Annotated in this window: 10 protein-coding genes; 6 read left to right on the forward strand and 4 right to left on the reverse strand. The window is 71.1% G+C overall.

Going from position 1 to position 14,531, the window contains the following annotated elements; all coding sequences use genetic code 11:
• Positions 1 to 7 precede the first annotated feature (7 nt).
• The gene (locus OG417_RS40515; protein ID WP_329240490.1) at positions 8 to 1,936 is read left to right on the forward strand and encodes a hypothetical protein; all 1,929 of its coding nucleotides are present in this window, start codon (positions 8 to 10) and stop codon (positions 1,934 to 1,936) included.
• Positions 1,937 to 2,067: 131 nt separating this feature from the next.
• Here the strand turns inward: OG417_RS40515 and OG417_RS40520 are convergent, their stop codons facing one another.
• A complete protein-coding gene (locus OG417_RS40520) occupies positions 2,068 to 2,739 on the reverse strand; it encodes a response regulator transcription factor (protein ID WP_329240495.1) in 672 nt (223 codons plus the stop codon).
• The gene (locus OG417_RS40525; protein WP_329240498.1) at positions 2,736 to 3,938 is read right to left on the reverse strand and encodes a sensor histidine kinase; all 1,203 of its coding nucleotides are present in this window, start codon (positions 3,936 to 3,938) and stop codon (positions 2,736 to 2,738) included. The genes OG417_RS40520 and OG417_RS40525 overlap by 4 nt, the downstream gene beginning before the upstream one ends.
• Positions 3,939 to 4,161: 223 nt before the next feature.
• Between OG417_RS40525 and OG417_RS40530 the strand changes: the two genes are divergently transcribed.
• Both OG417_RS40530 and OG417_RS40535 read left to right on the forward strand, forming a co-directional pair.
• Positions 4,162 to 4,872 carry an ABC transporter ATP-binding protein gene (locus tag OG417_RS40530; RefSeq protein WP_329240503.1) on the forward strand — a complete coding sequence of 237 codons (711 nt, stop codon included), beginning with the start codon at positions 4,162 to 4,164 and terminating at the stop codon, positions 4,870 to 4,872.
• Positions 4,869 to 7,205 (forward strand): ABC transporter permease, encoded by a 2,337-nt coding sequence (locus tag OG417_RS40535; RefSeq protein WP_329240506.1) that lies wholly within the window; start codon positions 4,869 to 4,871, stop codon positions 7,203 to 7,205. The genes OG417_RS40530 and OG417_RS40535 overlap by 4 nt, the downstream gene beginning before the upstream one ends.
• 27 nt (positions 7,206 to 7,232) lie before the next feature.
• Here OG417_RS40535 and OG417_RS40540 read toward each other — a convergent pair whose 3' ends face one another.
• Positions 7,233 to 10,448 (reverse strand): BTAD domain-containing putative transcriptional regulator, encoded by a 3,216-nt coding sequence (locus OG417_RS40540; protein WP_329240509.1) that lies wholly within the window; start codon positions 10,446 to 10,448, stop codon positions 7,233 to 7,235.
• A gap of 118 nt (positions 10,449 to 10,566) precedes the next feature.
• On the opposite strand from OG417_RS40540, the gene OG417_RS40545 reads away from it, so the two are divergent.
• From OG417_RS40545 to OG417_RS40555, 3 genes are all read left to right on the forward strand, one after another.
• Positions 10,567 to 11,214 (forward strand): hemerythrin domain-containing protein, encoded by a 648-nt coding sequence (locus OG417_RS40545; protein WP_329240512.1) that lies wholly within the window; start codon positions 10,567 to 10,569, stop codon positions 11,212 to 11,214.
• A 41-nt stretch (positions 11,215 to 11,255) separates the two neighbouring features.
• The gene (locus tag OG417_RS40550; protein ID WP_329240515.1) at positions 11,256 to 11,684 is read left to right on the forward strand and encodes a DUF4267 domain-containing protein; all 429 of its coding nucleotides are present in this window, start codon (positions 11,256 to 11,258) and stop codon (positions 11,682 to 11,684) included.
• A gap of 170 nt (positions 11,685 to 11,854) precedes the next feature.
• Entirely contained in the window at positions 11,855 to 13,159 is a 1,305-nt protein-coding gene (locus OG417_RS40555; RefSeq protein WP_329240518.1) for an FAD-binding oxidoreductase, read from the forward strand.
• 78 nt (positions 13,160 to 13,237) lie between these two features.
• Here OG417_RS40555 and OG417_RS40560 read toward each other — a convergent pair whose 3' ends face one another.
• The gene (locus tag OG417_RS40560) at positions 13,238 to 14,440 is read right to left on the reverse strand and encodes an epoxide hydrolase family protein (protein ID WP_329240521.1); all 1,203 of its coding nucleotides are present in this window, start codon (positions 14,438 to 14,440) and stop codon (positions 13,238 to 13,240) included.
• Positions 14,441 to 14,531 lie beyond the last annotated feature (91 nt).

Consider the following 14,531-nt stretch of genomic DNA (forward strand, 5'->3'; position numbering starts at 1 on the left):
GTCTTCCGTGAAACCGCACCCTCCCCTGCCCTCGAAACGCCCCCTGAGCCGCCGTGGTCTGCTCGCAGCGGCCGGTGGAGCGGCCCTGCTCGCCACCCTGCCGCTGAGCCGGGCGGGCGCCTCGGCGCCGGGCGCCCTGCCGGACCTGGCGCCGCTGCCTCCGGGAGCGCCGGACCGTACGCTGTTCGCCCCGGCCGAGCAGCGCTACGCGCCGTACCTGGTGACCCTCGCGCCGATGGTCGACGACATGGACGACGACGGCTTCTTCGCCGGCGGCTGGTGGCGGTCGCCCGCCGCGTCGTACAACGCTCGCGTCCAGGAGCACGTCTACACCCTGAGCTGGTTCTACGCGAACGCCCGGCGTTGGAACCCGTACGCCGGCGACTCCGCGCTGCTCGCCGCGCTGGACGCCGGCCTCGGCCACTACCTGGGCCTGCAGCACGACGACGGTTCGTGGCCGGAGTACTCCATCGGCGAGCACTCGATGCCGGCCACCGGCTTCGCCATGGGATACCTGAGCAAGACTCTGGCCATCCTGCGGAAGGCCCACGTCCTGTCCGAGCGCCAGGCTCAGATCCGGACGGCCCTGCGGTCCGCCATGACATGGTTTCTGGATCCGGCCACCACCGCGATCTGGCAGACGCCTCTGGCGTACGCCAACCAGGCCACCGCCGGACTGGCCGGCGCGTCCCTCGCGCTGAACCTCGACCCCGACGCGTTCCTGCGGCGGCGTCTGACGGACGCCATCGCACGACTCGCCCGTACGGGCCAGAGTCCCGCCGGGTTCTTCTACGAGCAGCGCGGCATGGACATGAACTACAACTTCGAGGTCATGCTGCCGGAGACGGCCGACGCCTATCACCAGACCGGGGACAAGACGTTCGTGTCGATGGCGCACGCCTTCGCCGACTGGCTCGGCTACAACCTGGTCCGCGAGCCCGACGGCTCCGGCTACATCGCCAACATCGCCCCGTCCACGCGCACCAGCAGCCGTTACTACGACGACATCCGGCCCGACCCCGATCGGACCGCGCTGAACTGGACGTTCGTCCGGGAGGTGCCTGAACTGGGCGCGTTCCTGACCGCGCGGGAGGACCTCGCCGCCGCGCGTGCCGCCTGGGCGGCCGACCCGGCACCGGTGCCTCCGCTGCGGAAGCAGGACACCTCGCCGCGCATCCTCACCCACGCGATCTACGGCGAGAGCTTCCCGACCAGGAAGGAGAGGAAGAAGGCCGTCGCGGACCTGCCGTACCTGAAGAAGACCCACTTCGTGGAGTTGCGCAGTGACCTGGGGCAGGACTTCCTGTACGTCCGGCGTCCCGGCCTCTACCTCGGCGGCTACTTCGGCACACGCGCGACGACCCGTACGCGTACCGGTCTGACCTTCCTGTGGCATCCCGCCGCCGGCATGGTGGTGCACTCGCTCAACGACAGTAACGAAGGCTGCTGGGCCACGGTGCTGAGCAACGGCAACCCGGACGCCGCGGCGAACCAGCCGGCGGAGTACTTCGACGGCGAGCCGGGCGGACCGGCCTGGACCGGGAGACACTCGACCGGCGAGGGCACGTTCGGGATCCGCTACCACACGGCGAGCTCCAGCATCCGGACCGACGTGGTCATCACCCGCGACACCGTACGTCGCTCGGTGCGGGCCACGTCGGCCGCCACCGAACAGATCCCGCTCATCCTGCACCCCACCGACGCGGTGACCTTCACCGACGGCACCCGCGCGAGGTACGGCGCCGACACCGGCGCGACCGCCACGGGCCTGGACCTACGCCGCGGAAACGTCCTGATCGCCATCCGCTGGGGCACGGCCCGGCCGGCCACTCTCCAGCACGGCGCGTCGACGTACTTCCGCGACGGCGAACGCCTCATCCACGTCCTGCGCATTCCTCATGAGGGCAGGCTGGACACCGCCATCAAGCTCGCCTGAAACAGCCTCTTCCGACTTCCGGGTGGCTCCCTCTCCCGCCACCGCGCATCCGCACGCGGTCCGGCGATGTGGGGCGGGAGCCACCTGGACGGACGGAATTTCGGCAGCAGCAACGTCCACGAGAGGTCGTCTCAGGCCTCCGAGCCCGGCGTCACGAGCCCTACCTCGTAGGCCAGCACGATCGCCTGGGCTCGGTCCCGTAGATCCAGCTTGCCCAGGATCCGGGTGACATGCGTCTTCACGGTCGTCTCGCTGAGCTGCAGGGTCTGCGCGATCTCGGCGTTGTTCTGGCCCCGGGCCAGGACCGTCAAGACCTCCAGTTCCCGGGCCGTCAGCGCGGACAGATCGCCGGTGAGGGGAAAGGACCGACGATCGCGCCGGGCATAGCGCTGGATCAGCCGACGCGTGATCACCGGTGCGAGCAGGGCATCGCCGGTCCGCACCAGTCGCACCGCCGCGACCAGCTGCTCCGGCGACACGTCCTTGAGCAGGAACCCGCTCGCGCCAGCGGCCATCGCGGCGTACACGTACTGGTCTAGGTCGAAGGTCGTCAGGATGACGATGCGCGGGGCCGGGCCACCACGGCCAAGGATCCGCCGGGTCGCCTCCAGTCCGTCGACCCGCGGCATCCGGATGTCCATCAACACCACGTCCGGGCTCGTTCGGCGAACGAGTTCGAGCGCTTCCTCGCCGTCGCCGGCCTGACCGACGACCTCGATGCCGTCCGCGACCAGGATCATGGTGAACCCGCTCCGCACCAGGGCCTGATCGTCGGCAATGACGACCCGGAGGGCGTCGCTCATCCGGCGTCCGTCGGGATCTGGGCCTCCAGGCGGTAGCCGCCGCTCGGCAGGTGTTCGGTCTCCAGGGTTCCTCCGTAGATCCCGATGCGCTCTCGAAGCCCGACGAGGCCGTGCCCACCTCCCATGTCGTCCATGCGGGTGCGCTGGGTCTCCCCGGCGCCGTTCGCGTTGCCGGCGGTGTTGGTGATGCGGAGCCGGACCGTCCGGGGAAGGTATTCGACCAACACGGTGACCTGCGAGCCCGGGGCATGCTTCAGGGTGTTGGTGAGCGCCTCCTGAACCACCCGGTAGGCCGCGAGGTCGACACCCGGCGGTAGCGGCGTAACGGGCCCGGTGACCTGCAGCTCCACGGTCGCGCCGGTGTCGCGTACCCGGCCGACCATATCCGCGATCTGATCGACGCCCGGCCGTGGTGCGAACATGGTCCCCCCGCTCTCCTGGCCTGCGCCGAGCGGCTCGATCCGGGCTTCGTCGCCGTCCATCGTGAGCAGCCCCATGACGTGCCGCAACTCGGTCATGGCGGCCCGGCCGCCGCTCTCGACGGCGAGCAGAGCCTCTCGGGCCAGTTCCGGCCGGCTGTCCATGACCTTGCGAGCGGCCCCTGCCTGTATCACGAGCACACTCACGTTGTGGGTGACGACGTCGTGGAGATCGCGGGCGATGCGCGACCTCTCCTCCTCGACGGCCCGCCGGGTGGCGAGTTGCTGCTGGAGTTCCAGGGCGCGGATCTGCTGCCTCCAGGTGTGGATGGTGGCCGCCGCCAGCACCACCGGCACGAAGAACCCGACCATGAGAATGCCAGGACGAACCGACGTCAGGTTGGGCCGGTAGTCGGCCAGCAGCACCACGGTGCCGAGCAGGACGCTGCTGATCGCCGGCATCTGGTATGGACTGTGCATCGCGGCGCTGTAGGCCGCGATCACCGTGGCCACCACCAGGAATGTCGGATCCACCCCTGAGGCGTGACGGCTGAAGTGCACCATGAGCAGGACCAGCCAGAACGTGGTCAGTGGCACCCGCCGTCGGAACACGAGGGGGGCCGCGACCGCGAGGCCGATCACGATCCCCCAGGCCCGCCTCGAACTGGCAAGGGCGGCCGTGGAGTCGGCCAGGTCGCCGTGGACGCCCGCGCGAGCGGCGATCAGGACGGCGACCAGCAACGCCAGCCCGCCGTCCAGCAGCAGGGCGCGGCGGGTCACCGGCCTGGCGGGGCCGCCCGGGCGCCCTAAGGTGGCGATATTCGCCCTCCATCGGCCAAGGACTTCGTGCACCTTGACAGTGTCGCAGGGGTGCCCGCCGGCACGCATCGCCCGCCGTGACCACACGGCCGGTCCGAGCGATGTACATCTTGAGGATGACCTCGGACGGGGTTCCACATCGCGGACGACGCGGCGGCCGGTGATCCGCTTCTAGCGTCGAGATATGGAGAAGACGACCAGCTCGGGGGCCGGCCCCCTCATTTCAATCAGTCATCTGACAAAGCGGTATGAGGCCGGGGATCCCGCGCTGAGCGACCTCACTCTGGAGGTTCGGCGCGGCGAGGCGCTGGCCGTGATGGGGCCCTCCGGCAGCGGCAAGTCGACCTTGCTCAACATGATCGCGGGACTCGACGAGCCCGACGAGGGCACGGTGACCGTGGCCGGCGTCCGTGTCGACCAGCTCGGTGAGACCGGCTCCGCCGAGTACCGGCGGGCGACGATCGGCATGGTCTTCCAGTTCTTCAACCTGCTGGACGACCTGACCGTCCAGGACAACGTGCTGCTGCCGGCCCAACTGGCCGGCATGCCCCGGGCCGAGGCCCACGAGCGCGCCCTCGAACTGCTGGCCGACCTCGGCATCGAGCAGTACCGGGGCACCTTCCCGGGGCGCCTCTCCGGCGGCGAGCGCCAGCGCGTCGCTCTGGCCCGTGCGCTCATGAACCGCCCGGCCCTGATCCTGGCCGACGAGCCGACCGGTGCGCTGGATCGTGCATCCGCCGGCGGCGTCGTCCGGCTCATCCGCGAGCTCAACGAACGCGGTCAGACCATCCTTCTGGTCACTCACGACACCGGCCTCGCGGCGAGCTGCGCCACGCGCACGATCGAGCTGGTGGACGGCCGGCTCGCCCGAGACGTCGCGACGGTCACCGGATGACCGGGGGCCTCGGCACCATCGTGCGCGCGGGCGTCGGGCGTCGGCGCGTCCAGACCGTGGTCATGTGCCTCACGGCCACGCTCGCAGTCACCGCGTCCGTACTGGCCGCCGGCCTGATCGTCGCGTCCGAGGGCCCATTCGACCACGCGTTCAACCGGAAGCACGGAGCCCACCTGTCGGCGCGCTTCGACTCGTCGCAGGCCACCTCGACCCAAGTGTCCGCCACCGCGCGAGCCCGCCAGGTCACGGCCGCCGCCGGCCCCTACCCGCTGGTGTCGGTCAAGCCGGCCCCGGTGGACACCGGCGGGGGTCTGCCGCCGGGCATCCGGCTGACGGACCTGACGGTCGTGGGTCGTCAACCCGGTGGCCCGGTCGACGACCTGACCCTCACCAAGGGGCGCTGGGCCACCAAGCCGGGCGAGATCGTGATGAGCGCCCACAACGAGCCCTTCGTCCTGGGCAACACCATGCGTTTCCCGGGGGTGCCGGGCGACCCGCTGTTCAAGGTCGTCGGCATCGCCCGTTCGGCCGGCGAGACGGCCGATGCCTGGGTCCCGTGGACGACGATTCCCTCGCTCACCGCCTCCGGCGGCCGGCCGGACTACCAGATGCTCTACCGGTTCAAGAAGGCTTCGACCAACGCCCAGCTGGACGCGGACCGGACCGCGGTCGCCGCCCTGGCACCCAAAAAGTCGCTGGTCGGAGTGCAGTCCTGGCTAAAGGTACGGCTGGCCGCGACCCGTGTCTCGGCGACGTTCGCGCCCTTCATCGTGGCGTTCGGCATCCTCGGTCTCGTCATGTCGATCCTGGTCGTCGGGATCGTCGTGGGCGGCGCGGTGGCGGCCGGCACACGTCGCATCGGGATCCTCAAGTCGCTCGGATTCACGCCCGGTCAGGTGGTGCGGGCCTACCTGGGGCAGGCTCTCATTCCCGGTGGTGCGGGAACCCTGCTCGGTCTGGTCTTGGGAAACCTCGTGGCGATCCCGGTGATGGGCGACACGGCAGAGGTGTACGGCGTCGGCCGAGCCGGCATCGCCCCCTGGGTGGACGTCCTCGTCGCGGCGGTGGCCCTTCTCACCATCGCCGCCGGCGCGTGGGCTCCGGCCCGCCGAGCGGGGAACCTGCGCACCGTCGAGGCCATCGCCGTGGGTCGCACGCCGAGTGGCGACCGGGGTCGCGTGGCCCGACGGGTGCTCGGGCGGCTTCCTCTCCCCCGCCCGCTGACGCTCGGCCTGGCTACACCGTTCGCGCGTCCCGGTCGCTCGGCGACGATGGCGGTCGCCGTGGCGATCGGCACGATCGGCGCCACGTTCGGAATCGGGCTGGCGCTCTCCCTCAACGGCGTTCAGAGCGGCATCAACCTCCGATCTCCGGGTGACGTGGTGGTCAGCGACCTGACCTCGCCCGTGAACACCGACAAGGTCGACGCCGCGATCAGCCGGCAGCCGGGCACCAGGCAGTGGTTCAACAGCGCCGAGGCGGATCTCGGGGTGGCCGGCCTGGCCGGCTCGACCACGGTGATCTCCTACCAGGGTGATTCCTCCTGGGCGTCATGGCAGATGATCCGGGGACGCTGGTTCCACGGGGCGGGCGAGGTCGTCGCGGCGTCCGGTTTCCTGCATGCGACCGGCACCCGCATCGGCGACGGCATCACGCTCATCAACGGATCCCGGTCGTCGACCGTCAAGATCGTGGGGGAAGTCCTGGACGTCCGCCAGGAGGGCATGCTCATCGTGCTCGACCGGACGTCGATCGCCGCGCTGCATCCGCAGATGGACCCTCTCTCGTACCGGTTCAACGTCCGCCTGAAGCCGGGCGTGAACCGTGACGACTACATCCAGGCGGTGAACCGGGACCTGGAGCCGTTCGGCGTCTCGGCGACCCGGAACGGCAACAAGCTCAGCGACACCGTGGTCTCCATGGATGCTCTGGCCGGCGCCCTCACCGTTCTTCTGCTCTCCGTCGCCGGTCTCGGGGTGCTCAACACCGCCGTCCTCGACACCCGCGAACGAGTACACGACCTCGGTGTTCTCAAGGCGCTCGGCATGTCACCGCGGCAGACGACAGCCATGATCATCACGTCCGTGAGCGGTGTCGGTCTCATCGCCGGTGTGGTCGGCGTTCCCATCGGCGTCGCCGTCCACGGCATCGTCATTCCGATCATGGGCCGCGCCGCGGGAACCGACATTCCGGCCGTCGACGTGGCGGTGTACGACCTGCCGCTCGTGATCCCGCTGCTCCTGGGCGGACTGGTGATCGCAACCGCGGGCGCTCTGCTGCCCGCCGGGTGGGCGACTCGCACCCGGACCGCCGTCGCCCTCCGCACCGAGTGACCGCCCAAGTCCACGTGTGGGAAGAGACTAGGTGGTCGTTCGCGACCGGGCCTCGGCGGCCCAGTGGGGTGCGTTCCACTGGTCGGCGATGGTGGCGGCCTGGGCGAAGTGGGCGGCGGCCTGGTGGTCGCGGCCGAGGAGGAGGGCCAGCTCGCCGAGGGTGTGGGCGACCGGGCGCAGCGCCACCGCCAGGCTCGTGGCGCCCGCCGGGGGGCCGTCGCGGTACGGAAGCAGCGTCGCGTAGATCTCCTCGGCGGCGTCGCGGTCGTTCAAGGCGACGATGGCCATCGCTCGCAACGTCGTGAGGAAGGTGAAGAAGAAGTCGGGGCGGATCGGGCCGGGTGACGCGCGGACCTCGCGGGCTTCGGTGTCCATGCCGTTGGCGTGGAGGGCCAGCGCGAGCAGGTCGGAGGTCATGGAGCCGAGTGCGGCGTGGAGGGCGCGCACGTCGTCCAGGTGCGCGCCGAGCGTGCCGTCGTTCAGCCAGATCGTAACCAGGGCGAGGGGGAGAAAGCCCGTAGCGTGCACCGATCCGGCGCGCCGCATGCCCTCGTCGGCCTTGATGTAGAGGAGTTCGGCGTCGGCGAAACGGCCTTCGATGAGCGCCAGGGCCGCCAGCGTTATCTCGGCGACGGCGGTCGCCTCGGGCATTCGGTAGGTGCGCGCGAGGTCGAGGGCCTCGGTGATCACCTGGTGCATGGTCACCGGGTCGTTGGCGTCGGCGGCGACGGCGGCATGGTTGAGCAGCCCGGTGACGCGGTAGACCGGCAGGTCGTGCTCGGTGCCGATCTTCACGAGTTCCCGGCAGAGCTCGGCGTCGCCGTGGATTTCGGCCAGGATCTCCAGTGCCGCGGCCCGCAGCCGGGGTTCGGTGGCGAGGTCGAGGGCCTCTTGCGCCGCCTCCAGAACGGTCGGGTCGTCCTCGCCGATCAGCTCTTTCGCGTACGCCGTCAGGAGCCGAGACCGCACCGAAGGGGTCAGTTCGCGCTTCAGCAGGCGGCTCAGGCGGTCGACGACGGGCCGGTCCACCGTCCCGTACGTACGGGCCTGCCAGGGGGTCGGCTCCGTCCACGCGGTGAACGCGGCGATCATCAGGTCGTCGCGGCCCAAGGACTCCGCGTACTCCACGGCTTCACGGCGTGTCTCGCGGGCGGCTGCGACGGCTCCCGCCCGGATCTGCGCGCGCAGCAGCCTGCCGAGCAGTTCGACGCGTTCGTCCGGTCCGGTCGCGTTGGTGACGGCGTCGGTGAGGAGGCAGGCCGCCACGTCGTGGGCGTAGCGGGCCTCGGCGAGCTCGGCGGCCCGGACGCAGTAGCCGACGGCCTTCGGCGAGCCGGCGCGCGCGTAGTGGTGGGCCAGCGCCGCGATGTCGTCGGTGCCTTCCAGGGCGTCGGCGATCCGGGCGTGCATCCGGGCTGCGCGGAGGCGGCTGAGGTCGGCGACGAGCGTGTCCCTGACGAGGGCGTGGACGAAGCGGATGATGCCTGGGCCGGGCTCGTCGAGGAGCCCGGAGATGACGCCCGCGTCCAGCGCGTCCAGCACGCCGTCCTCGTCGGTGTCGGCGGCCTTGACGAGGACGTCCACTGAACTTTCCCGGCCTGCGACCGCGGCGAGCCGGAGTATGGACACGCCTCCCTCGGGCAGGCGCGCGAGCCGGCGGCGGAGGACGTCCCGTACGCCTTCGGGGACCTCGGAGAGGGCGACCAGCGCACCTTCGCCGTTCAGCAGCCGGGCGCTTTCGCGCACGTAGAACGGGTTGCCGCCGGTGCGCTCGGCGATCCCGGCGATGGTCTCCTCGTCGGCCTCGCACTCGGTCCGAACGAGCTCCGCGACGGCCTCGTCGTTCAGCCCCGGCAGCGCCAGGCGGAGGGGCCTGGCCCGCGCGAGGGAGGCCAGCGTTTCGGTGAGGTGCCCGCTCTCGTCCCCGCGGTACGCGGCGACGACCAGGATCGGGGCCCGCATGCCGAGGCCGCCGCCGAGCAGCTCCAGCGTGGCGGCGTCTGCCCAGTGCAGATCGTCCAGCACGACGGCGACCGGGCGTTCCGTGGCGACCGCCGCGAGCCACTTCCACACGGCTTGGCGCAGCCGGAACCGTCCCGCGGTGGCGTCGGCGTTCACCGGTCCGGTGTCGGTGAGCAGCGGCGCGAGGTCGTCGGCGAACTCGCCCGGGGGCATGGTCGCGGCGACGGCTCTCAGCGCCTCGGTCCAGGCCCAGGCGGGCGGCGCGCTGTCGACCTCGGGGCAGCGGCCGGCGGCGACCAGCCAGCCGTCCTGTTCGAGCCGCCTGCCCAGGTGTTCCAGGAGCGTCGACTTGCCGAGCCCGGCCTCGCCGGTGACAAGGGCGATGCGCGTTCCGTCGGTGGCGGCCTCGGCGGCGGCCGTGACCAGTGCCGACAGCTGTGCCTCGCGGCCGACGAACGGCGCCTTGACGATCGGAGCCGGCCGCACCGGCGGTGCTGCCGGCGATGGCGGGGGCACGGTCTCGCGCAGGACGTCGGTGCGCTGGGTGAGGATCGCCTCCTCCAACGCCGTCAGGTCCGGGCCGGGGTCGAGCCCGAGCTCCTCGGCGAGGACGCCGCGGGCGCGGCGGAGCGTCGCCAACGCGTCGGCTTGGCGGCCACTGCTCCACAGCGCCAGCGCGTGCAGCCGCCAGCCCTCCTCGCGCAGCGGCTCGTCGCGGGTGAGCCGCTCGGCCTGGGGAACCACCGCGGCGGGGTCGCCGGTCCGCAGACCCGCCGCGACGTGCAGCTCGGTGGCGAGCAGGCGCAGCTCGTTCAGCCGGGCCGTCTCCGCGGCGGCCCACGGCTCGTCGGCGACCTCGGCGAACGCCGGCCCTCTCCACAGCTCCAGCGCCTCGGCGAGCCGAGCCCGGGCGGCGCGCGGGTCGGTGACCGTACGGGCCTGGTCGAGCAGGTCCTCGAACCGCCACGCGTCCACCGACTCCGGCGGCAGCCGCAGCGCATAGCCGGGCGACGCACTCACCAGCAGCCGGGCCGGCGTGCGTGGCGGACGTCCGGGCTCCAGCAGCCGGCGCAGGTTGGACACGTACGCCTGCAAGGACATCAGCGCTCGCGAGGGCGGCTCCCCGCGCCACAGATCCTCGATCATCCGGTCGACCGGCACGACCTGCCCACGCGCCGCCACCAGCAACGCCAGCACGCCCCGCTGCCGCGGACCGCCGAGGGGAACGGCCGCACCGTTCACCTCGGCCGCGAACGCGCCCAGCACCCGGATGAAGACCATGATCCGCCACATCGTACGTGGACTGTTCCAAGCCAGCTCCAAGTCCCCTCCAAACACCCGGGAGCAGCCTGAACACATCGCAACCGACCAGGCGCAAGCCAACAGAGGCGGGGAACAGATGAGCGTCGACACCCGGGATATGGAGATCGTCCACCGCGTGCTCCGCCGTGAGTCACGGCTGCTGGTGGAGCTCGTCGCGGCCGTCGCCCCGGGCGACACCGCGCGCGCCAAGGTGATCGCCGACCACTTCCGCGTCTACCGCGTGGGCCTGCACAACCATCATGAGGGCGAGGACGAGCTGCTGTGGCCGCCGCTGCTTTCCCGGGTGGACCTGGAGGCCGACATCGTCCTGCGCATGCAGGCCCAGCACGAACGCGTCGCGGCCACCCTGACCAGGCTGGACGCCGCCGTCCCCGCCTGGGAGGCCACGGCGGGCGCCGACGAACGCGACACCCTCGTGGCCGCCCTCGCCGAGCACCGCGCGGTCCTGCTGGACCACCTCGACGACGAGGAGGCCACCCTCCTCCCGCTCGCGGCCAAGCACATCACCGAACAGGAGTGGGCCTCCCTGGGCGACCACCTGGTGAACAACACCCCCAAGCCCACCCTGCTCACGCTCTTCGGCGCCGTCCTGGAGGACGCCGACCCGGCCGAGCGCGCCATCGTGCTCAGCGGCCTTCCCGCCTCGGTCCGCGTCATCTGGCATGTCATCGGTCGCCCCCGCTACGCCCGCCACATCCGCCGCGTTCGCCGCGTCCGCGGCTGAGCCCTGCCCCCGACCCGTCTGAACGCCAAAGGAGAAGAACCATGTCGCTGAAGAACCTCAACACCGTCCTGGCCACCGTCGTCGTCCTGTTCACCTTCTACCTCGGGGTGTCCTTCGTTCTGACGCCCGAGACGTCCGCCTCGGGCTTCGGCCTGCCGAGCCGGCCCTCTGGTGACGGCGGCGGCTTCCTCATCGTGAAGGGAACCCGCGAGATCTCGATGGGCCTGGGCATGGGCATCCTGCTGGTGACGGGCCACCGGCGCTCCCTGGGCTGGGTCGTGCTGATGGTGGCCGTCGCCCCGTTCGGCGACATGGTCACCGTCTTGGCCCACCACGGCTCCATGGCCGCCGCGTTCGGCATCCACGGCCTGACCTCGGCGCTGATCGCGGTCACGGGCCTGCTGATCCTCCGCGAGACCGGCACGGCCCAGGAGGCCGTCGCGCCGGCGCCCGCCGCGCAGCCCGTCTGACGTCTGCACGTCGCCCACCACGCCCCGGACCGTCACGGAAGCCCGGTCAAGACGATCGTGGCGGCCTGCCGGGCGGTAGGCGACCCGCCGCCCGCGAAGGCCCACGCTCCCTCGGACAACTGCGACAAGACCCCTCCCGAACACGCACTGAGAACTCGAAAAGGACGACGATGATGATCAACGATGCGCGCGGTGCCCTCAAGGGGCGTGTGCTCCTGCCCGGTGACGACGGCTTCGAGCAGGCGGCCACCGCGTGGAACCTCACCGTCAGGCAGCCGGTCGCGGCCGTGGTGGAGGCCGCGGACGCCGACGACGTGGCGGCGCTGGTGCGTTACGCGCGGCGGGCGGGCATGACGGTGGCCGCGCAGCCGAGCGGACATGGCGCCTCTGGTGATGTGGAAGGCCTGATCCTGCTGCGTACCGGCCTGCTGAACCAGGTGGAGATACGCGCGGAGGAGCGCGTGGCTCGGGTGGGCGCGGGCGTGAGGTGGGGGCAGGTGCTGGCGGCGGCCGGTCCGCTGGGTCTGGCCGGCCTGTCGGGCAGCGCGCCGGGGGTCGGCGTGACCGGCTACACCCTGGGCGGTGGGGTCGGCTGGTTCAGCCGCAAGTACGGCTTCGCCTCCGACAGCGTGCGGGCCATCGACATCGTGGACGCCGATGGCGAGCCCGGCCGGGTGACCGCCGAGTCCGATCCCGAGCTGTTCTGGGCGCTGCGCGGCGGTGGCGGGGACTTCGCGATGGTGACCGCCCTCGAACTCCAGCTGTACCCGGTGCCCACCGTGTACGGCGGGCGCGTCGTCTGGCCCGAGCACCGGACCAGAGAGGTGTACGACGCATTCCTGGAGATCACCGCCGAGGCGCCGCATGAGCTCAGTGTCTGGATCAACCGGTTTCAGCCACCCGGCGCGCCGCCGATGGTCACGCTGGATCTGACCTACCTGGGTGAGGCGGCTCAGGCGCAGGACCTGCTGGCTCGCCTCGACAAGATCGAGGACGCCATCTCCGACAGCCGCGGCGTCGTCCCGGTCGCCGACCTGGGTGACATCACCGCCGAGCCCACCGACCCGACCCCCTTCATCAGCTGTGCGGAGCTGCTCACCGGCCTGGACGCCGACGCGGTGGAGCTCCTGCTGGCCAAGCCGGTCGAACCACTCATCAACCTTCAGATCAGGCACCTGGGCGGGGCGCTCGCCGAGCCGGGCGGCGGCGCGAGCGGCGCGGTGGCCGAGCCGTACCTGCTGAGCCTGGTGGGGCTCGGCCTGCCGCACGTGGCCGATGCGACGCGCGCCAAGCAGGCCGAGGTCGTGGCCGACCTGGATGCCTCCATCAGCGGCCGCAAGCCGTACACCGTGCTGTCTCCTGGTGAGACGGCGGCCCAGGCCTTCTCCGGCAGCGCGCTCGCGCGGCTGCGGGAGATCAAGCGGGCCCGCGACCCGCACAACGTGTTCCGCGCCAACTACCCGGTGCTCGGATAGATCGGTTCCCATCAGGCCACGGCTCCTCCACCGGGAGGCGCGGCCTGCGCTGGGCGCACGACAGCGTCGAGCGCCGAATCACTCGGGCGCGGTCTCGCGGAGTTTCCGGAAGAACGTCCTGACGTCGCCGACCAGAAGCTCCGGTTGCTCCATCGCTGCGAAATGCCCGCCCTGCTCGTACTCCCTCCACTGCACGATGGTGTTCGTGCGGTCCGCGATATGCCGCAGCGGGAGGAAATTGTCCCGCGGGAAGACGGCCAGCGCGGTCGGCGCCGTCGACGGCTCAGGGGGCGTGCCCCAGTAGTCGGCGTGTGCCCGTTCGTAGTAGATGCGGGCCGAGGAGCCGGCTGTGCCGGTCAGCCAGTAGAGCATCACGTTCGTCAGCATCCGGTCGCGGTCGACGGCGTCCTCCGGACGGTCTTTGGAGTCCGTCCACTCCTTGAACTTCTCCGCGATCCAGGCCAGCTGACCCACCGGTGAGTCGGTCAGGCCGTACGCCAAGGTCTGCGGCCGGGTGGCCTGGAGGTCGGCGTACCCCTGGCGCTCACGGCTCCACGCCTTGAGGCGTTCCCAGGAGGCCAGCGTGCGCTCGCGCTCGTTGGGGGTCAGCGCCGCCAGTTCCTCGGCGTCGGGTTCTTGGGCCTGGAAGGAATCCGGCAACAGGTTCAGGTGGACACCGATGACCCGATCGGGCCGGGTACGGCCGAGCTCGCGGGAGATGACGGCTCCCCAGTCGCCGCCCTGTACTCCGTATTGTGCGTAGCCCAGACGCGCCATCAGCTCGGCGAACGCCGCGGCCACCCGCTTGAACTCCCAGCCCGGTCGCGTCGTCGGTCCGGACAGACCGAACCCGGGGATGCTCGGGAGCACCAGGTGGAACGCGTCAGCCGGGTCGCCGCCGTGCGCGCGTGGGTCGGTGAGCGGGCCGGCCACCTCGGTGAACTCGACGATCGAGCCGGGCCAGCCGTGCGTCATGAGCAGCGGGGTCGCATCCGGTTCCGGCGAGCGGAGATGGGCGAAATGGATGTTCGCACCGTCGACCGTGGTGGTGTACTGCGGCCATTGATTCAACTCGGCCTCCGCGGCCCGCCAGTCGTACACGTGCCGCCAGTAGTGCGCCAGCTCCTTGAGGTAGTCGCGCGGGACGCCATAGGACCAGCCCACACCCGGCAACTCGTCCGGCCAGCGGGTACGGTCAAGACGCTCATGGAGATCGTCCAGATCTCTCTGGGGGACGTCGATACGGAACGGGTGGACGCTCTCATCAGCCCATGTCGCCATTTCGTGCATGCTACGCCCGGGCTCGGGGGTTTCCGGCCTCGGCGGTGACGCGACCCAGGGGCGTGGGATTCGCAATCGGTGAAGCCCCTGG

It is taken from the genome of Actinoallomurus sp. NBC_01490 (assembly GCF_036227085.1).
Taxonomy (GTDB): domain Bacteria; phylum Actinomycetota; class Actinomycetes; order Streptosporangiales; family Streptosporangiaceae; genus Actinoallomurus; species Actinoallomurus oryzae.

Excerpts from the sequence above, each read along its gene's own strand:
- OG417_RS40530 (WP_329240503.1), top strand. The coding sequence starts at position 4,162 with ATGGAGAAGACGACCAGCTCGGGGGCCGGCCCCCTCATTTCAATCAGT.
- OG417_RS40520 (WP_329240495.1), bottom strand. The coding sequence starts at position 2,739 with ATGAGCGACGCCCTCCGGGTCGTCATTGCCGACGATCAGGCCCTGGTG.
- OG417_RS40560 (WP_329240521.1), bottom strand. The coding sequence starts at position 14,440 with ATGGCGACATGGGCTGATGAGAGCGTCCACCCGTTCCGTATCGACGTC.
- OG417_RS40540 (WP_329240509.1), bottom strand. The coding sequence starts at position 10,448 with ATGGTCTTCATCCGGGTGCTGGGCGCGTTCGCGGCCGAGGTGAACGGT.
- OG417_RS40535 (WP_329240506.1), top strand. The coding sequence starts at position 4,869 with ATGACCGGGGGCCTCGGCACCATCGTGCGCGCGGGCGTCGGGCGTCGG.
- OG417_RS40550 (WP_329240515.1), top strand. The coding sequence starts at position 11,256 with ATGTCGCTGAAGAACCTCAACACCGTCCTGGCCACCGTCGTCGTCCTG.
- OG417_RS40545 (WP_329240512.1), top strand. The coding sequence starts at position 10,567 with ATGAGCGTCGACACCCGGGATATGGAGATCGTCCACCGCGTGCTCCGC.
- OG417_RS40555 (WP_329240518.1), top strand. The coding sequence starts at position 11,855 with ATGATGATCAACGATGCGCGCGGTGCCCTCAAGGGGCGTGTGCTCCTG.